At 66.8% G+C, this 19,803-nt stretch carries 16 protein-coding genes and 3 riboswitches; of the genes, 6 read left to right on the top strand and 10 right to left on the bottom strand.

Annotation, left to right across the window (positions count from 1 at the left end):
• Nucleotides 1-2: 2 nt before the first annotated feature.
• The 3 genes from QRM96_RS04550 to QRM96_RS04540 all read right to left on the bottom strand — a co-directional run bounded on the left by QRM96_RS04550 (nt 3) and on the right by QRM96_RS04540 (nt 2,313).
• Nucleotides 3-1,025 carry a 1-phosphofructokinase family hexose kinase gene (locus tag QRM96_RS04550; protein WP_109863628.1) on the bottom strand — a complete coding sequence of 341 codons (1,023 nt, stop codon included), beginning with the start codon at nt 1,023-1,025 and terminating at the stop codon, nt 3-5.
• Nucleotides 1,022-1,828 (bottom strand): DeoR/GlpR family DNA-binding transcription regulator, encoded by an 807-nt coding sequence (locus QRM96_RS04545; RefSeq protein WP_285318581.1) that lies wholly within the window; start codon nt 1,826-1,828, stop codon nt 1,022-1,024. The genes QRM96_RS04550 and QRM96_RS04545 overlap by 4 nt, the downstream gene beginning before the upstream one ends.
• Before the next feature lie 227 nt (nt 1,829-2,055).
• Nucleotides 2,056-2,313 (bottom strand): DUF6458 family protein, encoded by a 258-nt coding sequence (locus QRM96_RS04540; RefSeq protein WP_018763712.1) that lies wholly within the window; start codon nt 2,311-2,313, stop codon nt 2,056-2,058.
• Between the two features lie 173 nt (nt 2,314-2,486).
• On the opposite strand from QRM96_RS04540, the gene QRM96_RS04535 reads away from it, so the two are divergent.
• From QRM96_RS04535 to QRM96_RS04525, 3 genes are all read left to right on the top strand, one after another.
• Nucleotides 2,487-3,104, top strand: coding sequence for an alpha/beta hydrolase (locus QRM96_RS04535; RefSeq protein ID WP_026265134.1), 618 nt, complete (start codon nt 2,487-2,489; stop codon nt 3,102-3,104).
• Nucleotides 3,105-3,299: 195 nt separating this feature from the next.
• Nucleotides 3,300-4,037 carry an HAD family hydrolase gene (locus tag QRM96_RS04530; RefSeq protein ID WP_133831191.1) on the top strand — a complete coding sequence of 246 codons (738 nt, stop codon included), beginning with the start codon at nt 3,300-3,302 and terminating at the stop codon, nt 4,035-4,037.
• 136 nt (nt 4,038-4,173) lie between these two features.
• A complete protein-coding gene (locus QRM96_RS04525; protein ID WP_109863625.1) occupies nt 4,174-6,519 on the top strand; it encodes a glycoside hydrolase family 65 protein in 2,346 nt (781 codons plus the stop codon).
• A 61-nt stretch (nt 6,520-6,580) separates the two neighbouring features.
• Here the strand turns inward: QRM96_RS04525 and QRM96_RS04520 are convergent, their stop codons facing one another.
• From QRM96_RS04520 to gcvP, 6 genes are all read right to left on the bottom strand, one after another.
• Nucleotides 6,581-7,891: an MFS transporter gene (locus tag QRM96_RS04520; protein ID WP_285318579.1), complete on the bottom strand. Its 1,311-nt coding sequence runs from the start codon at nt 7,889-7,891 to the stop codon at nt 6,581-6,583.
• Between the two features lie 68 nt (nt 7,892-7,959).
• Nucleotides 7,960-8,973 (bottom strand): lipoyl synthase, encoded by a 1,014-nt coding sequence (gene lipA, locus QRM96_RS04515; RefSeq protein WP_285318577.1) that lies wholly within the window; start codon nt 8,971-8,973, stop codon nt 7,960-7,962.
• A 73-nt stretch (nt 8,974-9,046) separates the two neighbouring features.
• A complete protein-coding gene (gene glyA / locus QRM96_RS04510; protein WP_285318576.1) occupies nt 9,047-10,369 on the bottom strand; it encodes a serine hydroxymethyltransferase in 1,323 nt (440 codons plus the stop codon).
• The gene (gene gcvH / locus QRM96_RS04505; protein WP_018763959.1) at nt 10,366-10,749 is read right to left on the bottom strand and encodes a glycine cleavage system protein GcvH; all 384 of its coding nucleotides are present in this window, start codon (nt 10,747-10,749) and stop codon (nt 10,366-10,368) included. The genes glyA and gcvH overlap by 4 nt, the downstream gene beginning before the upstream one ends.
• Before the next feature lie 119 nt (nt 10,750-10,868).
• Nucleotides 10,869-12,017 carry a glycine cleavage system aminomethyltransferase GcvT gene (gene gcvT / locus QRM96_RS04500; protein WP_018763958.1) on the bottom strand — a complete coding sequence of 383 codons (1,149 nt, stop codon included), beginning with the start codon at nt 12,015-12,017 and terminating at the stop codon, nt 10,869-10,871.
• 5 nt (nt 12,018-12,022) lie between these two features.
• On the bottom strand, nt 12,023-14,905 hold the full coding sequence (gene gcvP / locus QRM96_RS04495; RefSeq protein WP_285318575.1) for an aminomethyl-transferring glycine dehydrogenase: 2,883 nt from the start codon (nt 14,903-14,905) through the stop codon (nt 12,023-12,025).
• A gap of 158 nt (nt 14,906-15,063) precedes the next feature.
• Nucleotides 15,064-15,164: riboswitch (glycine riboswitch) on the bottom strand.
• A gap of 289 nt (nt 15,165-15,453) precedes the next feature.
• Nucleotides 15,454-15,552, top strand: a riboswitch (glycine riboswitch).
• Nucleotides 15,553-15,648: riboswitch (glycine riboswitch) on the top strand.
• 48 nt (nt 15,649-15,696) lie between these two features.
• Between gcvP and cycA the strand changes: the two genes are divergently transcribed.
• The 3 genes from cycA to QRM96_RS04480 all read left to right on the top strand — a co-directional run bounded on the left by cycA (nt 15,697) and on the right by QRM96_RS04480 (nt 18,838).
• Complete coding sequence (gene cycA / locus QRM96_RS04490; protein WP_133831185.1) at nt 15,697-17,223, top strand: D-serine/D-alanine/glycine transporter; 1,527 nt, start codon at nt 15,697-15,699, stop codon at nt 17,221-17,223.
• Between the two features lie 78 nt (nt 17,224-17,301).
• Nucleotides 17,302-18,105 (top strand): hypothetical protein, encoded by an 804-nt coding sequence (locus QRM96_RS04485; RefSeq protein WP_285319059.1) that lies wholly within the window; start codon nt 17,302-17,304, stop codon nt 18,103-18,105.
• Complete coding sequence (locus tag QRM96_RS04480) at nt 18,089-18,838, top strand: LamB/YcsF family protein (protein WP_109864392.1); 750 nt, start codon at nt 18,089-18,091, stop codon at nt 18,836-18,838. The genes QRM96_RS04485 and QRM96_RS04480 overlap by 17 nt, the downstream gene beginning before the upstream one ends.
• A 174-nt stretch (nt 18,839-19,012) precedes the next feature.
• Here the strand turns inward: QRM96_RS04480 and QRM96_RS04475 are convergent.
• A partial coding sequence (locus QRM96_RS04475; RefSeq protein ID WP_285318573.1) for an HNH endonuclease signature motif containing protein occupies nt 19,013-19,803 on the bottom strand: 791 nt, incomplete at its 5' end.

Genomic DNA, 19,803 nt, shown 5'->3' with positions numbered 1-19,803 from the left:
TGTCAATCCTTTCGAAGGGCCGTGATGGTTACGGCATCCGGGGTTGTTTGGTGTACTGCCGGAACAGTGGAACCCGGCAGGGAAGCGGCGGCGGCACCGTGGGCCACCGCCTGACGAAGGCAGTCGGCCGGGGCGGATCCCCGGCCGTGGGCGAGCAGGTAGCCGGCCAGCGCGGAGTCGCCCGCACCCACCGTGCTCACTGCGGCGACCGGCGGGTGCGTGGCCAGCCACGCGCCGTCGGCCGTTACAAGGACAGCTCCCTTGGAACCGAGAGTTGCCAGCACAGCACCCACACCGGAACGAACGACGGCGGCCGCGGCGGCTGCGGCTGCAGCCGGGTCCGCTTCCAGCTCGTCTCCGGTGGCCGGGGCAAAACCGGCGGCTGCGGCCAGCTCAGCCAGTTCTTCGGCGTTGGGTTTGAGGAGGTCCGGTTTCCCGGAACCTGGGGTTGTTGCGCCGCTGCCCGTACCGTCGTCGGAGCTTCCGGCGTCGGTCAGGGAGGCGGCCAGGGGCGCCCCGGAGGAGTCGACGGCGATCAGCGGCGCTGTGCCATTGCCCGCCTCCCGGATCCGCCGGGCCACCATGGCGTAGAAGTTGTCCGGGAACCCGGGTGGCAGCGAGCCGGCCAGGACCACCCAGTTGGCGCCGCGTGAGCTTTCCAGCAGCAACTTGATGAGCGCTTCCTGCTGGTCTGCGGCCAGGACCGGCCCGGGTTCGTTGATCTTCGTGGTGACGCCGCCGGGTTCGGTGAGCGCCACATTGGTCCGCAGCGGCTCGTCGATGGGCAGGGAGACGAAAGGCACCCCCTGCTCGCGCAGTCCGGCCAGGACGGGATCGCCGTCCGCTCCGGGCAGGACCGCCAGGGAATCGAGGCCGGACGCCACCAGGGCGCGGGAGACGTTGACTCCTTTGCCGCCGGACTCCTGGCGGACGGAGACGGCACGCTGCACCTCACCGCGGGCCAGCGGGCCGGGCAGGGCAACGGTCCGGTCAAGGCTGGGGTTGGCCGTGAAGGTGACGATCATGCGATCACCACGTCGACGCCGGCGTCTTCCAGGGCGGCCGCGAGTTCGGGCCCGGGTTCACTGTCTGTGATCAAGGTGTCCAGGTCTTTCAGGGAGGCGAACTGGACCAGGGTTTCCGTGTCCAGCTTGGAGGAGTCGGCCAACACCACAATGCGGCGTGCCGACTGGACGAAGGCGGCCTTGACGGCCGCTTCTTCAGGATCGGGAGTGCTGACGCCGAAGGTGGCGTGGATGCCGTTGGTGCCGATGAACGCTATGTCCGGGCGGATGCGGGCGGCGGCGTCCACCGTCGCCTGCCCCACGGCCACCTGGGTAATGCCGCGGACGCGCCCGCCCAGGATCTGCAGGGCTACGCCGGGAACGTTGGAGAGCTTGCTGGCGATAGGGACGGCGTGGGTAATGACGACCAGTTCGTGGTGCGGCCCGGTTCCGTCGGTCGGTTCGATGGCGGTACGGCGCACCAGCAGGTCCGCCAGGACCTCGGTGGTGGTGCCGCCGTCCATGAGGACGCTGGCCGGCGAGTTCCGTGGAATGAGCGCGAGTGCGGCCTCCGCGATGCGGATCTTCTGGTCCGGCCGCTGGATGGCACGCTCGGTGACGCTTTCTTCGGTGGTGCTGAAGCGGTCGGCAGCCACGGCGCCGCCGTGGACCCGGCGGACGGTACCCGCGTTCTCCAGGGCGGCAAGGTCCCTGCGCACGGTTTCGGTGGTGATGCGGAAGCGCTCTGCCAGCAGGGTCACGCTGACCCGGCCGTTGCCGGCGACAAGCTCGGCAATCTTTTGCTGGCGCTCTTCGGCGAACACGTACCCTCCGTTGCGTAGGTTCCTGCGTGACTGGCATCACATTGATGTTGAGTTACTTGACTTTATCTTTGCTTATGTTGGTTTGTCAATGGAAACCCACACGAAACAAAATCGGTTGGCGAGCAACCCTTGTTGACGCAGGAAAGCCGGGCCGGACTTGGGATGGTCCAGCCCGGCTCTCCGGGTTCATGGCTTACTCCGGACTCGCGTTCCGGGATTCGCTGTGGCTAGATGCCGCCGTCGCGGGTTTCGTGCCGGGTGATGCGCTCGCCAGTGTTGGGATCGATGACCGAACGGGACTCGCTGACGCGGCGGCTCCGGCCGGGGGAGGCCAGGATCAGCGAGGCGATCAACCCAATCACGCCCACGGCGATCAGGATGTAGCCCACCAGCTGCTGGTCCACGAACGGGATCAGCCCTGGAGCCACGGCCCAGGCAAGGATGGCGCCGAGGGCGATGAGGAAGATAGACGAGCCAATTCTCATGACGTGCTCCTTATAGCCGCGTCCTGCGCGGCGCTGGTAGGGCATTGCGGTGATGGTGGTGCGTATGGTGCCACTGCTAAGCATGCTGTCTGTCAGGCGACACGCTACCTCCCGGCGATTCCGGATTCAATCACCGCGCCGGGGCGGCGTGCACGCCTCGCTAGGCTGGTCCGGTGGAAACAGTTGTGTGGTCCAAGCCGGAAGAGTTGCGCGCCGGCACCCCCTTGCTGGTGATGATGCACGGCTACGGCACGGACGAGTCCCGGATGGTGCGCCTCTTCGAGTACCTGCCCCAGGAGTTCACGTTCGCCGCGCTGCGTGCTCCCATGCCCATCGGGGACCACTGGGGATGGTTCCTGCTGGACTACTTCCTGGCCAACGACTTTGCGGACGTTATCTCCGCGGCCACCTCCGTGCGGGCCTGGATCGGATCGGTCAAGGACCAGCACAGCAGCGTCACCCTGATGGGGTACTCCCAGGGGATGGCGATGGCAAGCACGCTCATGCGGCTGCACCCCGATGACTACAAGGCCGTGGTGGGGCTGTCCGGCTTCGTGCTCAACAACGAACTCCTGTCCACGATGGACTCCTTCGACACCAAACCGCCGTTCTTCTGGGGGCGGGACAAGGCGGACCTGGTGATCAATGAGGACGCCACTGCCTACACCGCCGAGTGGCTGGCTGCCAACACATTGCTGACGGCCCGGACCTACCCGGGCATGGGGCACGCCATGTCCAAAGCCGAGATGGTGGACATCAGCGCATTCCTGCGCCACTACGTGCTGCGCTGAACTCCGCCCGGTGCTGCCGGGCCGGGAAAAAACAGTTGCCAGTCAAATTTGCAAGCGCTTACACTCGTCTGTGGCCATGATCGGTCCTGCAGTGGGCGGACACGGAGATGCTGCTGTGCGCGTGCGCACGGGAGCCTCCTGTGGCCGCACCGGCGGGGCCGGCTGTCCGCAGACTGAAAGGACACCGCACCGCTGATGACACACCTCACGTCACCCGGGACTACCGACTGGACCGGCGCCGCCGCAATCCTGTTCGACCTCGACGGAGTACTGACGCCCACAGCCACAGTGCATGAGCGCGCGTGGCAGGAACTCTTCGACGGCTACCTGGCCTCGCATCCGGACGTTCCCGGGTACCGCGAAAGCGACTACTTCGACCATATTGACGGCAAGCCCCGCTTCGACGGGGTGCGGGACTTCCTTTCGTCCCGCGGTATCACCCTGCCCGAAGGCCCGCTCGACGACGACCCCGCCCACGAAACGGTCCAGGGCCTGGGCAACCGGAAGAACGGGATCTTCAACGACATCGTCAGCGCCGGCGTCGAACCTTTCGACGGCTCGGTGCGGTTCCTCGAAGCGGTGCTGGCGCAGGGACTCAAAGTCGCCGTCGTCTCGTCCTCCCGGAACGCGCCCGCCGTCCTGCAGGCGGCCGGGCTCAGCCATCACTTCCCGGTCGTGGTGGACGGGGTGGTTGCCGCGGAACAGGGCCTGCCCGGCAAGCCGAGCCCTGCCACCTACGAATACGCCGCGAAACTGCTGGACCTCTCCAGCGCCGAGTGCGTGGTGGTTGAAGACGCCGTGTCCGGGGTGCAGGCCGGACGGGCCGGATCGTTCCACTCCGTCATTGGGGTGGACCGGGGCGCCGGCCGGCAGACGCTCCTGGACGCCGGTGCCACCTTGGTGGTCAATGACCTTCAGGAACTCATCCCCTAAGCCGGTGATGCCCGTTCCCCCCGGGCTTCCGGTGCCGCTACCCCCCCCAGCGGCACCCATCCGAGCAGCGCATTCTCCCCGAATACCTCGTGCCCGCCCCCCGGCGGCACCCAGCAAGGCCAAAAGGATCCCCACCATGGCAGTCATTACCGCGGACCGCGAACGGTTCCCCGACACCCCCTGGCAACTCGTCGAAACCCGCCACGAGGCTGGTGGCGCAGGCACCCTCGAAACACTCTTTGCCCTGGGAAACGGGCACCTGGGTATCCGCGGCGCCCACTGGGCGGCGGCGGATGGCGGCCTGCCCGGCAGCTTCATCAACGGGCTGCATGAAATTTGGGACATCAAGCACGCGGAAAACGCCTTTGGCTTTGCCCGGACCGGGCAACGCATCATCTACGTTCCGGATGCCAACAACTTCGCGGTGGTGGTGGACGGCGAAAGCCTCAGCCTCGCCGAGTCCGAGGTCCTGGAATACCGGCGCGCCGTGGACTTTTCCACCGGAATCTACGAATGCCGCATCACCTGGCAGTGCCGTTCCGGGGCCGCCGTGACCACCACTGAACGGCGCGCCGTCGGCTTCGAGTCCCGCGGCTGCCTCGGCATCTCGCTGGAAGTGGCCACGGACCGGCTGGTTTCGCTGGACGTCACCTCCCAGGTGATCAACCGCCAGGACCAGCCGGTGGAGGACCACTCCGTGCACGATCCGCGCCGGTCCGGCCGCCACGCCGGACGGGTACTGCTGCCCGTAAACCTTGACGGCGGCGACGGTTCGCTGCGCCTCTCGTGGGAGGCCGCAGAATCAAAGCAACGGGTGGGCCTGGCCGTGGACCACTGGACCTCTGCGGGGCACCAGCCCTTCGAAACCCTGGTGGACCAGGATGACAGCAGCGTCCGGTATGTCCTGGCAGTGGAGCCGGACGAACCCTTCCGGCTGGAAAAGAGCGTCAGCTACGCCGCCGGCCGCCGCGTCCAGGACCCGAACGTCGATGCAGCCGCGGTGGCCGAGGAAGCCCTTCGTCCGGTGAACGAGATCTTCGCCGAGAGCATGGCCCACTACCGCGGCTACTGGGCAACGTCCGACATTGTGGTGGGCGGCGGCAGCCCGGGGCTGCAGCAGGCCATCCGGTGGAACCTCTTCCAGCTTGCCCAGGCGACGGCCCGCGCCGATGTTGCCGGCATTCCCGCCAAGGGAGTTACCGGCTCCGGCTACGAGGGGCACTACTTCTGGGACCAGGAGGTGTACCTGCTGCCCTACCTCACCTACACCAACCCCGACGGCGCGCGGCAGGTCCTGGAGTTCCGCCACGGCATGCTGCCAGAGGCCAAGATCCGCGCCAAGGAACTGAGCGTTGATGGTGCACTCTTCCCGTGGCGCACCATCAACGGACTCGAAGCAAGTGCCTATTACGCTGCCGGAACGGCCCAGTTCCACATCGCGGCCGCGATCGCCTTCGCCACCAACAGGTACCTCTGGGCCACCGGCGATGCCGCCTTCCGGGACGGAATGGGTGCCCAACTGCTCATCGAGACGGCCCGGATGTGGATCTCCCTGGGCTTCTTCGGCAAGGACGGCCTTTTCCACATCCATGGGGTCACCGGGCCCGACGAATACACGGCCGTGGTGAACGACAACCTCTATACGAACGTGATGGCCCGTTTCAACCTGCGGGTCGCCGCGGCGCTGGACCACCCCGGGATCGACGACGCCGAGCGGGAGCTCTGGGAGCAGGCCGCCAACCGGATGCAGCTGCCCTTCGATGAGGACCTGCAGGTGCACTCCCAGGACAACGACTTCATGACCCTGGAAGCCTGGGACTGGACCACCCCGCGGTCCAAGTACCCCCTGCTGCTGCACTTCCACCCGCTGGTGATCTACCGCCACCAGGTCCTCAAGCAGGCGGACACGGTCCTGGCCATGTTCCTCCAGTGGCAGGACTTCACGGCACGGGAGAAGCAGCGGGCCTTCGACTTCTACGATCCCATCACCACCGGCGACTCCACCCTGTCCGCCTGCGTGCAGGGGATCATGGCGGCCGAGGTGGGGTATTCAAAGGAAGCCCTGGACCACTTCACCAGTGCCGCGTTCATCGACCTGGACGACACCCACGGCAATACGATCGACGGCGTCCACATCGCCTCCACCGGCGGCGTGTGGTCCTCCCTGGTGTGCGGCTTCGCAGGCTTGCGGGACCAAGGGCCGGTCCCGTTCTTCGATCCGCGCCTGCCCGCGGAGTGGGATTCGCTGGCCTTCCACCTGAAGGTCAGGGGCCGGCTGCTGCTGGTCCAGCTCGCGTCCGGTTCCATCACCCTCACCGTGCAGGAAGGCGAACCCCTGGAAGTTGACGTCAGGGGCCAGCGGGTCCTCGCGGCCGCGCAGGGCGTACAGGTCCCGCTGGAGCCGGTGGCCATTCCTGAACCGACGGTCTTCCCCAGCGGCCTTCCGACGGCGAGTATCCCGGTGGTCCGCGGCCACAGCTAGGCCCCTGCCGGGCACCCGGGTGGGTCCGACGGCGGGAGGAGACGGTGGTGCGCCCGCCGCCCTAGTCTCCTGCCGTCGTCGCCCGTTCCACCTGGAGTGCCGCGTCCAGCGGGTGCGCGCGATCATCGCGGGACATGTTGGCGGCTGCCATGGCCACCACCGCCACGATGGGGCACACGCCGCCGGCCACGAGGAAGATCAGCCAGATGGGCAGTACCTCCGCCGCCGGTCCTGCCAGCGCCATGGAGACCGGCATCAGGGCCAGCGACACAAAAAAGTCCAGGCTGGAAATCCTTCCCAGCAGGTGCGGCGGCACGCGTCTCTGGAGCAGGGTGCCCCAGATGACCATGCCGACGCTGCCGGTGGCACCGAACACGAGGAGGGCCGCCCCGACCGCCCAGAAGTTGTCCATCACGCCGATCGCGGCCAGGGGGAGGCTGCCGGCACCCCAGGACACCATCATGACCGTGAGGTACCGCCGCGGCAGCCGGAAGGACGCGGTGAGCAGCGAGCCCAGGGCAGCGCCGACGCCCATGATGGCGAGCAGGAACCCGAACGCGCTGGAATCCCCGCCGAGCTGGTCGCGGACCACAAACGGGAGCAGCACCTCGATGGGGCCGATCAGGAACAGCACCGAGATGCAGGCCCACAGGAGTGTCCACAGGAGCCAAGGGGTGCGCACGGTGTAGCTGACGCCCTCACGCAAGTCCCGGATGAAGGATTGCCGACGGCGTTCCGCGCCTTCCGCCGCTTCCCCGCCTTCGCCGCGGGTGTCCGGGCGTTCCTGGGGGCGCAGGAAGTTCAGGATGACGAAAGCCGCGAAGTGGCAACCGGCAACCGCGGTTACTGCGTGCGACGGCGAGAGCGCTGCCACCAGGACGCCTGCCGCCGCGGGCCCGGCCGCCTGTTGCAAAACCGGCCGCATGGACCCTTCCATGCCGTTGGCCGCCAGCAGGTCCTCCGGTGGCAGGATGCGCGGCAGGATGGCCGAGTACGCCGGGAAGAAGAACGCCGCACCCACCCCCAGCACGAACGCGCCCACCGCCACGTGCCACAATTCCAGCCAACCGGCGATCGCCAGCCCGCTGATGGCGGCGATCACGGCAAGGTTGGCGCCTTCCACGGCGATGATGAGGCGGCGCTGGGGGACCCGGTCGGCCGCGATCCCGCCGGCCAGGACGAAGGCCACCAGGCCAACGCTGCCCGCCGCTGCCACCAGGGAGAGGTCCAATGGGCCGCCACCCAGGTGGATCACCTGGTAGACCATGGCCACGGCCCACATCCCGGACCCGAAAATCGAGATGGCCAGGGCCGCAATCAGCACACGGTACTCGCGATGGGCAAACGGCCGCAAAGCTTTGGGCGTGGGCATAGGCCAAGTCTAGGGGGGTTCCGGCCGGGACAACCACCCTGGCCGGGCCGGCCGAACCTCGTCCTGGATTACCCGGCCAGGAGGGTGCTGGCTTCCTGGCGGGTGGTGCCGGAGTCCTGGATGCCGTCGGCGATGTGGGCGAGTTCGGCGGGGATGTCGCGGCCTTTTTTGCGCATGGCGGTGGCCCAGAGGCGGCCGGCGCGGTAGGAGGAGCGGACCAGGGGGCCGGACATGACGCCGAGGAAGCCGATGTCCTGGGCCTCGTGCTGGAGGTCCACGAATTCCTGGGGTTTGACCCAGCGGTCCACGGGGAGGTGGCGTTCGGAGGGGCGGAGGTATTGGGTGATGGTGATCAGGTCGCAGCCGGCTTCGTGGAGGTCGCGGAGGGCTTCGGAGATTTCCTCGCGGGTTTCGCCCATGCCCAGGATGAGGTTGGATTTGGTGACCATGCCCAGGTTGCGGCCCTGGGTGATGACGTCCAGGGAGCGGTCGTAGCGGAACGCGGGCCGGATCCGTTTGAAGATCCGGGGCACGGTTTCGACGTTGTGGGCGAAGACTTCGGGGGCGGAGTCGCAGATCGCTTTGATGTGGTCGGGGTTGCCGGAGAAGTCGGGGATGAGCAGTTCCACGCCGGTGCCGGGGTTCAGTTCGTGGATCTTGCGGACGGTTTCGGCGTAGAGCCAGACGCCTTCGTCTTCGAGGTCGTCGCGGGCCACGCCGGTGACGGTGGCGTAGCGCAGTTGCATGGACTGGACGGAGCGGGCCACCTTGGTGGGTTCGAACATGTCCATAGGGGAGGGTTTGCCGGTGTCGATCTGGCAGAAGTCGCAGCGGCGGGTGCATTCGGACCCGCCGATCAGGAAGGTCGCTTCCTTGTCTTCCCAGCATTCGAAGATGTTCGGGCAGCCGGCCTCTTCACAGACGGTGTGCAGGCCTTCCTTTTTGACCAGGTTCTTCAGCCCGACGAACTCCGGGCCCATCTGGACCTTGGCCTTGATCCATTCCGGCTTCCGCTCCACCGGAACGGCAGCATTGCGCTGCTCGATCCGCAGCATCTTCCGGCCTTCAGGTGCCAATGTCATCGTTGTTCCTTTGTTTGCTCGAAGGGGGGCCGACAGGCTCAACGACCGTTCGCTGAGCCTGTCGGAACCAGGGTCAGGACAGGGGTGCGATGCCTGGGTAGAGCGGGTGGGCTTTGGCCAGGGCCTCGACGCGGTGACGGAGCCCGGAAAGGTCCGCGCCGGCGTCGGCCGTCAATGCCTCGGCGATGATGTCCGCAACCTCCCGGAAGGCGTCCTCGCCGAACCCGCGGGTGGCCAGCGCCGGGGTGCCGATGCGCAGGCCTGAGGTGACCATGGGCGGGCGCGGGTCGAAGGGCACGGCGTTGCGGTTGACGGTGATGTCGATCGCGGCGAGCCGGTCCTCGGCCTGCTGTCCGTCAAGTTCGCAGTTGCGCAGGTCGACGAGGACCAGGTGCACGTCGGTGCCGCCGGAGACCACACTGATGCCCTTTGCGGTGACGTCCGGCTGGACCAGGCGTTCTGCCAGCAGGCGCGCGCCGGCGAGCACACGTTCCTGGCGTTCGCGGAACTCTTCGGTGGCGGCGATCTTGAAGGCCACCGCCTTGCCGGCGATGACGTGTTCCAGCGGGCCGCCCTGCTGTCCCGGGAACACTGCCGAGTTGATCTTCTTGGCGATGTCGGCGTCGTTGCTCAGGATGATCCCGCCGCGCGGACCGGCGAGGGTCTTGTGCGTGGTGGAGGTGGTGACGTGCGCGTGCGGCACCGGGCTCGGGTGAAGGCCTGCTGCGACCAGCCCGGCGAAGTGCGCCATGTCCACCATCAGGTACGCGCCCACGGAATCGGCGATCCGGCGGAACTCGGCGAAATCCAGCTGGCGGGCGTAGGCGGACCAGCCGGCCACGATGAGCTGCGGCTTGTGCTCCCGGGCCAGGCGTTCCACCTCGGCCATGTCGATGGTGTGGGTGTCCTCCCGGACCTGGTACGGCACCACGTTGTAGAGCTTGCCGGAGAAGTTGATGCGCATGCCGTGCGTGAGGTGGCCGCCGTGCGCCAGGTTCAGGCCCATGATGGTATCGCCGGGCTTGATCAGGGCGTGCATCACGGAGGCGTTGGCTTGGGCTCCGGAGTGCGGCTGGACGTTGGCGTACTCCGCGCCGAACAGGGCCTTCACCCGGTCGATCGCCAGTTGCTCGATCACGTCGACGTGTTCGCAGCCGCCGTAGTAGCGCTTGCCCGGGTAGCCCTCAGCGTACTTGTTGGTCAGGACTGAGCCTTGGGCCTGCATGACGGCGGCGGCCGTGTGGTTCTCGGAGGCGATCATTTCCAGGCCGTCGCGCTGGCGGCCAAGCTCGTCGTCGATCCTGGCGGCAACCTCAGGGTCCAGGACGGACAGGTCGGCGTTCAGGCTGGGGGAGGCCACCTGCTCGAAGGCGCCCACTTCTGCCGGGGCGCTCACAGCTCGCCGCCGTTTGCTGCGGCGTATTCCTCGGCGGACATGAGCGGGCCTTCCTCGGTGACGGACACCTTGAAGAGCCAGCCTGCACCGTAGGGATCGCTGTTGATCAGGGCGGGGTCCGAGACCACGCCGTCGTTGATCTCGGTGACCTCGCCGGTGACCGGGGCGTAGAGGTCGGAGACGGACTTGGTGGATTCCACCTCGCCGCAGGTTTCGCCGGCCGTGACGATGGAGCCGACCTCCGGCAGGTCCACGTACACGATGTCGCCCAGGGCGTCGGCCGCCACGGCGGAAATCCCGATCCCCGCAGGCCCGGATCCGTCCACAGCAACCCATTCGTGCTCGGCGGAGTATTTCAGTTCAGCTACAACTTTTGCCATGTGTGTTTCCTTGGGTTCGTGTTGAGAAAGTGAGAAAGCGTTGGGTTGATTCCCGCAACAAGTGAGCGGGCGTTGGGTCCTGCGGGTGCGGCCCCCCGGGCCGAACCCAGCCCCGGAAGCTACTTCTGGCGCTTGTAAAACGGGAGGGGGACCACTTCGAAGCGCTCGGGCTTTCCGCGGAGGTCGATGTCAAGGACGGTGCCGACTTCAGCAAATTCGACCTCGACGTAGGCCATGGCGATGGGGTATCCGAGGGTGGGGGAGGGCTGGCCGGAGGTTACTTCGCCCACCAGGGTGCCGTCCTTAAGGACGGGGTAATGGGCGCGGCCGGCGCGGCGTCCGGCACCCTTGAGGCCCACCAGCTTCTGCCCGATGGTTGATCCGACTCCGGCGGCCTTGATGGCTGCCAGGGCGTCCTTGCCCACGAAGTCGCCTTCCTTGGCCAGCGACACCACGGGGCCCAGGCCTGCCGCGTAAGCGTTGACGTAGCGGGAGAGTTCGTTGCCGTAGAGCGGCATCCCGGCTTCGAGGCGTAGCGAGTCGCGGGCGGCGAGGCCGGCGGGCACCAGGCCGGAGCCTTCGCCGGCCTGGAGCAGTGCCTCCCACAGCGCGGGCGCGTCCAGGTTGGGAACGTAGATCTCGAACCCGTCCTCGCCGGTGTAGCCGGTCCGGGCCACGAGCAGGTCTTGGACCGTGCCGTTGACGGCGATGCCCACCTCCACGGCGGCGTAGTACTTGAGCCCGGTGAGTAGTGCGTGCTGTTCGGCCGGGACCAGCGTCAGGAGGATCGCTTCGGAATTCGGTCCCTGGACGGCGATCAGCGAGGTGTTGGCGGAGGCGTCCTCCACAGTGACGTCGAAGGCGGCGGAGCGTTCCAGGAGTTCCTTGGCCACCACTGCGGCGTTGCCCGCGTTGGGCACCACCAGGTACCTGTCAACGCCTTCTTCGGGGGATGGCCGGCGGTAGGTAATGAGGTCGTCGATGATGCCGCCGTCTTCGTTGCAGATCAGCGAGTACTTTGCCTTGCCGATGGCGACCGCGGAGATCTTGCCCACCAGGGCGTAGTCCAGGAACGCGGCGGCCTCGGGGCCGGTCACCCAGACTTCTCCCATGTGGGAGAGGTCGAACAGCCCGGCGGCCTTGCGGACGGCGTGGTGTTCCGCGAGTTCAGACTCGTACTTGAGCGGCATCTGCCAGCCGCCGAAGTCCGTGAATGAGGCCCCGGCCTTCTTGTGCTGCTCGAAAAGAGCGGTGTAGTTCTCGGTCATGGGAATCAGTCTTCCAATCCGGTGATTGAGCTTGTCGAAGTCTCGAACGCTTCGAGGGGCGGGCAGGAGCAGACCAGGTTCCGGTCGCCGGCGGCGCCGTCGATCCGGCCGACGGGCGGGAAATACTTGTCCTGGCGGAGCGAGGCTACGGGGAAGGCCGCCTGCTCCCGCGGGTAGGCGCGGTCCCAGTCAGAGCTGACGACGGCGGCCGCAGTGTGGGGTGCGTTGCGCACCGGGGATGCCTCCAGGGTGATGTCGCCGCTGGCCACCTGCTGGATCTCGCCATGAATGGTGATCATGGCCTCGATGAAGCGGTCGATCTCGGCCAGGTCCTCGGACTCGGTGGGCTCCACCATCAGCGTGCCCGCGACGGGGAAGGACAGGGTGGGGGCGTGGAAACCGAAGTCGATCAGCCGCTTGGCCACGTCCTCGGCCGTGACCCCGGTCTTCGCGGTGAGTTCGCGCAGGTCCAGGATGCACTCGTGCGCCACCAGCCCGCCTTCGCCGGTGTACAGGACCGGGAAGTACTCGTTCAGGCGGGACGCGACATAGTTGGCCGCCAGCAGCGCGGACTTGGTGGCCTCGGTCAGGCCCTGCCCGCCCATCAGCTTCACGTACGCCCACGAAATCGGCAGCACCCCGGCCGAACCGAACCGGGACGCCGAGATCGCCACACCGTGCCCGGGCTCGTGCGCGGCTTTGTTCGCATCGCCCGGCATGAACGGTGCCAGGTGCGCCTTGGCGGCAACGGGCCCGACGCCGGGTCCCCCGCCGCCGTGCGGGATGCAGAAGGTCTTGTGCAGGTTCAGGTGCGAGACGTCGCCGCCGAACCGGCCCGGCTGGGCGAGTCCTACCAGGGCGTTCAGGTTGGCCCCGTCGATGTAGACCTGGCCGCCGGCAGCATGCACGGCGTCACAGACTTCGCGGACGTCCCCGTCGAACACGCCGTGGGTGGAGGGGTAGGTGATCATGATGGCCGACAGGACGTCCCGGTTCGCCTCGATCTTGGCCGTCAGGTCCTCGTGGTCGATCGTGCCGTCAGCGGCGGTGGCAACCACCACCACCTTCATCCCGGCCAGGACGGCGGAGGCGGCGTTGGTGCCGTGCGCCGAGGCCGGGATCAGGCACACGGTGCGCTGCTGCTCGCCCCGGGAGTGGTGGTAGCCGCGGATCGCGAGCAACCCTGCGAGTTCGCCCTGGGAGCCCGCGTTGGGCTGGATGGACACCTGGTCATACCCGGTGATCGTGGCCAGGTCCGCTTCCAGGCCGGCGATGAGTTCGCGCCAGCCCTCGGTCTGGGAGTCCGGGGCGAACGGGTGGATCGAGGCGAACTCCGGCCAGGAAATGGCCTCCATCTCGGCCGTGGCGTTCAGCTTCATGGTGCACGAACCCAACGGAATCATCGTCCGGTCCAGCGCCAGGTCACGGTCCGAGAGCTTCCGAATGTAACGCAGCAACTGGGGTTCAGACCGGTGCGTATTGAACACCGGATGCTGCAGGTAGGCCGAGGTGCGCAAAATAGTGTCGGGCAGTTCGAATCCCTGGGCATCACCCACCGGACCGGCGCCAAAGGCGACGGCGACGGCGGAAAGTGTTGCCGCCGTCGTCGTCTCATCAACGGAGACGCCCACCGTGTCCGGATCGATGAAGCGCAGGTTGATGCCGCGGGCTTCAGCGGCGGTGACCACCTTGGCGGCCTTGCCCGGAACGCTGACGGTGAGGGTGTCGAAGAAGGAGTCCGTGACCAGTTCGCGGCCCAGTGACGTGAGTGCTGTTGCCAAGACCCTGGCCTTGTTGTGGACGGTCTCTGCGATCGCCTTCAGCCCGTCGGGGCCGTGGTACACCGCGTACATGGACGCAACGATGGCCAGCAGCGCCTGGGCGGTGCAGATGTTGGACGTGGCCTTCTCGCGGCGGATGTGCTGCTCGCGGGTCTGCAAAGCCAGGCGGTAAGCGGGAACGCCGGCGTCGTCCTTGGACACCCCAACCAGGCGGCCGGGCAGGGAACGTTCCAGGCCCTTGCGGACAGCCATGTAGGCGGCGTGCGGCCCCCCAAAGAACAACGGCACACCAAAGCGCTGGGCCGAGCCAACGGCAATGTCCGCGCCCTGCTCGCCCGGAGGTGTGATCAGTGTCAGGGCCAGCAGGTCCGCAGCCACGGTGACCAGCGCGCCCCGGTCCTTGGCAGCGGTGATGACGGCGGACTGGTCCCATACGCGGCCGGAGGCGCCGGGCTGCTGCAGCACGACGCCATTGATGGCACCCTCCGGCAGGCCCTTGGACAGGTCCGCGACCTCCACCTCGAAGCCCAGCGCCTCCGCACGGCCCCTGACAATAGCGATGGTCTGCGGAAGTACGTCGATGTCCAGGACAGTCTTGCCGTCCTTGGCTGCCGCGGACTTGTTGGCGCGGCGCATCAGGAGCACGGCCTCGGCCACGGCGGTGGCTTCATCCAGCAAGGAAGCGTTGGCTATCGGGAGCGCCGTCAGGTCCTGCACCATGGTCTGGAAGTTCAGCAGCGCCTCAAGCCGGCCCTGCGAGATTTCCGGCTGGTAGGGCGTGTAGGCGGTGTACCAGGCCGGGGATTCCAGGATGTTGCGGCGGATCACCGGCGGCGTCACGGTGTCGTAGTAACCCTGGCCGATCATCTGGACGGCAGTCTTGTTCTTGGCGGCAAGCTTCCGCAGTTCCGTGAGGACTTCAACCTCGCTGAGGGCGTCGGCCAGCTTGAGCGCAGTTTCCTGCCGGATGGACGCGGGGACGGCCACGTCAACCAGGCCGTCCACGCTGTCGTAGCCCACGGCCTTGAGCATGGTGTCGACGTCGGCCTGGCGGCGCGCGCCGATATGGCGGTCCACGAAGGATGTTGGAAGCGACTGAATCGTCATGAGGAACTCCAGGTCTGGCCGGCCAGGGTGGCACGGCGTGGGATGGGTTCCTCCCCGCTCTGTATTGGACCTGAGAGATTCCGCGTTGCCTGCTGGCGGCAGGGGACGCTTGCACCGTCGGTGAACCAGGCCGGAGCCTGGTTGCTTTCCAGAGTCGCCTCGCCGTGACGGTACATGGGCCTGAGAGATTCCTGGGGAGGATTTGCTCCTACGGCGCCTGCCCGGTGATTCGCCGGGAGGACTCTCCCGTCACAGCTCGAAAGGCTTATTCAAATGTGGGTGATTCGGCTCACAAGGTATCGGGACGAACCCGTCATTGGCAAATCGGCCAGGTTCGGTGAGGGGCTTGACTGGGCGCGTGATGCCTTCGTTCCCGCTTGTGTCGGAAGGGGTTTGACATTCGATCGTGACGGACACCACACTGAACCCGGGATTGGCGCCGCCGGTGGCTGGCTCAGCGTATCCGGAGCGGCCTACCAGTCGGCGCCTGTCCCGTGCATGCCCGGCGGCGGCCCAAAAAGCCGCCGACCTCCAACTGAATACGCCTTCGACCTGCGGCGGGAGAGTCCTGCCGGGTACACCCAGCAGGCGCCGTAGGAGCAAACCCTCCCCAGGAAACTCTCAGGCCCACGTACCGCCGCGGACAGGCAACTCTGGAAAGCAGCCGGGCATGACCTTGGCTCACCGACGGTGCAAGCGGCTTTGGCTGCGGAAACTCTCAGGTCCACAACAGAGCGGGGAGGAACCAAATCTTTGCGGCTCCAAAAGCCGCTTTATCGATGGAGTTCCTCATGGCGATTCATCCCCCCACGTCCAACAGCGAACCAGCCCGCGGCCAGGGTGCTGCCACGGCGGCCCGCAGCGGGCCTCCCCACCTGGAACGGCAACTCACCAACCGGCATATCCAGCTCATCGCCATTGGTGGCGCGATCGGCACAGGCCTGTTCATGGGTTCCGGCAAGACCATTTCCGCCGCCGGACCTTCCGTGATCTTCGTGTACATGATCATCGGCTTCATGCTTTTCTTCGTCATGCGGGCCATGGGCGAGTTGCTGCTGAGCAACCTGAACTACAAGTCCTTCAGTGATTTCGCCGCCGACCTCCTGGGTCCGTGGGCAGGCTTCTTCACCGGGTGGACGTACTGGTTCTGCTGGGTGATCACCGGAATCGCGGACGTCATCGCCATCGCCGGGTACTCAAAAGAACTTTGGCCGGCGCTGCCGCTTTGGATCCCGGGCCTGGCCACGGTGGGCATCCTGCTGCTGCTGAACCTCGCCACGGTCAAGGCGTTCGGCGAGACAGAGTTCTGGTTCGCCCTCATCAAGATCGTCGCCATCGCGGCCCTGATCATCGTGGGACTTTTCATGATCTTCACCGGTTTCCAGAGCGACGCAGGCACGGCTAGCTTCACCAACCTGTGGAGCCATGGCGGGTTCTTCCCCAATGAGTTCATGGGCTTTGTGGCCGGATTCCAGATTGCAGTATTCGCCTTCGTGGGCATCGAACTGGTGGGCACCACCGCCGCCGAGGCCAAGAATCCCGAGCGCACGCTGCCCAGGGCCATCAACGCCATCCCCGTCCGCGTGCTGCTCTTCTATGTCGGCGCGCTGGTCATCCTCATGGCAGTCACCCCGTGGACCCAGTTCGCCGCCGGCCACAGCCCCTTCATCGGGATGTTCTCCCTGGCCGGCCTCGGCGCCGCGGCCACGGTGGTCAACCTGGTGGTCCTCACTTCGGCGATGTCCTCTGCGAACTCCGGCATCTACTCCACGTCCCGCATGGTCTTCGGCCTGGCCCAGGAAGGCGACGCCCCCGGTGTCTTCAGCCGGCTCTCCACGAGGAAGGTGCCCAGCAACGCGCTGTTCCTGTCCTGCGTCCTGCTGCTGTCCGGCGTCGTACTCATGTATGCGGGCCAGGATGTTGGCATGGCCTTTGAAATGGTGACCACCGTGTCCGCCGTCTGCTTCGTCTTTGTCTGGTCGATCATCCTCGCGAGCTACATCTCTTTCCGGCGTCGCCGCCCGCACCTGCACGCGGCCTCGAAGTTCAAGATGCCCGGTGGCATCCCCGCCGTGTGGGTGGTGTACGCGTTCTTCGCCTTCGTTCTCTGGGCCCTGACCACCCAGCCCGACACGCTCGCTGCCCTGCTGGTGACTCCCGTCTGGTTCGTCATCCTCGGCGTGGCGTGGGCCATTCTCCGGCGCCGTCCCGCGCACCTGGCCCGCTTCGAGGTCTTCCGGGCCGAGCTTCGGGCCGACGAGGCCGCCGGTCGCCGCGGCGAACGCGCGGACGCAGAAGAGCCGGCCCAAAAAGTGTAAGCATGCTTAGTGTTTATCCACTTAGGATGGGATGACACGGCAGCCACGCGCTGCAGGTCGATTTGAATGAAGGTGACCATGGCCCGGCGCAGCAACCCCGCACTCCGTATCGCACAGGAAACCGCCCATAACGCGATGTTTGACGCCCAGGGCAAGCCCAAGCCCGGCGTTCACAACATTATCCTGAAGGCCGTGCAGATCCAGCGGCCTTTGGTGGTGGGCTACATCCGGAGGCTCCAGAAGAAGCATCCGCGGGCAACAGCCGCGCAGTTGGCAGACATCGCGGAACGCGACTACCTCCGGGCTGTCGCCGGAGGAGGCGCCCTGGTGGGTGCCACCGCCGTCGTCCCCGGCGTTGGAACCGTGGCGTCGCTGGGACTTTCCGCGGCCGCCACAGTTGGCTTCCTGGAAGCCACGGCCCTTTACGCAACGTCGCTGGCTGAACTGCACGGCATCAGGCTGACCAACCCGGAGAAAGCCGGCACCATGGTCATGGCCATCATGCTCGGCGAAGAGGGCACTGCGCTGCTGGGGACCCTCAGCGGCCAGGCAGCCGGCAACAGCGCAGGCAATGCCTGGGGGAGCGTGCTGTCCAAGTCGATGGTGGTGCCGGGATTCGGGAGCGTCCGTAAGCGGATCCAGTCGGCCTTCCTGAAGAACCTCCTGAAGCGGCAGGGCACTGCGTTATTTGGCCGCGCCCTGCCCTTCGGGATAGGGGCTGTTGTGGGTGGAGCCGGTAACCTCATGATGGGCCGCGCAGTGGCCAGGAACGCCCGCGAGGCTTTTGGGCCGATGCCGGACACCATTCCCGGCGAGCTGACCGCCGCTGCCGCGCCGGACAACCTGACGCTGGAAGGCAACACACTTGGATCTCAACGCTGACGTAGGGCAATCATTCGGCTCCTGGACGGCAGGAGGCGATCCGGCGATGTTCCAGGTGGCCACGAGCGTAAACGTGGCGTGCGGCCTCCACGCCGGTGACCCCATCACCATGCTGGACAGCTGCAGGGCCGCCTACGAACTGGATGTCACCGTCGGGGCCCACCTCGGCTACCGCGATCTGGCCGGCTACGGCCGCCGCGCGCTGGACATGAGTTTTGATGAGCTCTTCGGTGACGTGCTGTACCAACTGGGGGCGCTCGACGGCGTAGCGCATGCGGTGGGTGCCTCTGTGGACTACGTCAAGCCTCACGGAGCCCTGTATGAAGCGGTGATCCATGACGCCGAGCAAGCCTCCGCCGTGGTGGCGGCCGTCAACGCCTACGATCCCGGCCTGCCCATCCTGGGCTTCCCCGGCTCGGAGCTGCTCAAGCAGGCCAAGGAAGCGGGGCACCCGGTGTTCGTCGAGGCCTTCGCCGACCGTGCCTACCGCGCCGATGGCAGCCTGGTGCCGCTTTCCGAGGACGATGCCGTCCTGTACGACGTCGATGCGGTGGTCGAACGGGCTGTTCGCCTGGCTACGCGAGGCGAAGTGGCGGCCGCGGACGGAACTGTCATTGCGTTCCGGCCGGACTCCCTGTGCATTCACGGTGGGACTCCTGACGCCGTAGAGATGGCGGCCCGGATCAGGGCAGGGCTTGAGGCAGCCGGCGTCGGGCTGGAGTCCTTCGCCTAGGAGCCTGCAGCCGTAGGGCATGCCGGCTTAGCTGCTCCAGCGGCACCGCAGCTGACCGGAATCGGCACCAGTGCCACTTCAGCTGACCGGCGTCACTCTGACCGAACCGAGGTCCCCCCCAGCGTCGCATCCGCTGAACCGGGGTCGCCCCAGTGTCACTTCAGCTGACCGGCGTCACTCCGACAGGGCAAACGGCGTCTCGAAGAACTCTGCCCAGAGCGGGTCTTCCGGTGACAGGTCACTGAGGTCTATGAGGTTGGCGTCGTCCGGTTCCCATGGCGGGAGGTCTTCAATGCCTGCCTGTTCGCCGTGGAATTGGATGGGTATTGCATGAGTTCTGGCCGGCAGGGTTCCTGGTGGCCAGTGGGTTGGTTGGGGGTCGTGTTGTTCGGGTTTGTAGTGTCGGCCGGTGGGTGAGGTCCAGCCGGGTGGTTTGTTTTTGGTGGCTGGGTCGGGGGTCCAGGCGGTGTGGTGTTTGAGGCGGTGGTGTCGGGGGCAGAGTTGGGCCAGGTTGTGGGTTCCGGTGGTGCCGCCGTGGTGCCAGGGGTTGAGGTGGTCGGTGTCGTTGTCGGGGGTGTGGTTGGTGCAGCCGGGGAAGGTGCATGTGGTGTCCCGCAGCCGGAGCCATTGTTTGATGGTCTCCGGGAGCCGGTAGCGGGTGCGGCCGATTTCCAGGGGTGCCCCGTCGCGGGGGTCGACCAGGACCCGGTAGAACGATTCCGCGCCGCCGGCGACGAGCTTGCGTGCCATGGATGCCGGGACCGGCCCGAACCCGTCCAGCACGGCCGGCTCATCGGTGAGGCCCAGCAGCGAGAACACCGGGACCGTGACCAGGACATCAGCCCGCGGCGTGGGGATCTTGCCGATAGCACCGGCATCTGCGGCAGCTTCACCCGGGGCTGTCGCGTTTCCGGCGCCGAGGAGCAGTGACGCGGCGGCGTCGGCGCGGAGCTGGGTGAGGGTGC

This window comes from Pseudarthrobacter sp. lyk4-40-TYG-27 (assembly GCF_030209295.1).
Taxonomy (GTDB): domain Bacteria; phylum Actinomycetota; class Actinomycetes; order Actinomycetales; family Micrococcaceae; genus Arthrobacter.
Note: the sequence above shows the minus strand (reverse complement) of the source record. Positions and strands in the feature narration are given on the sequence as shown.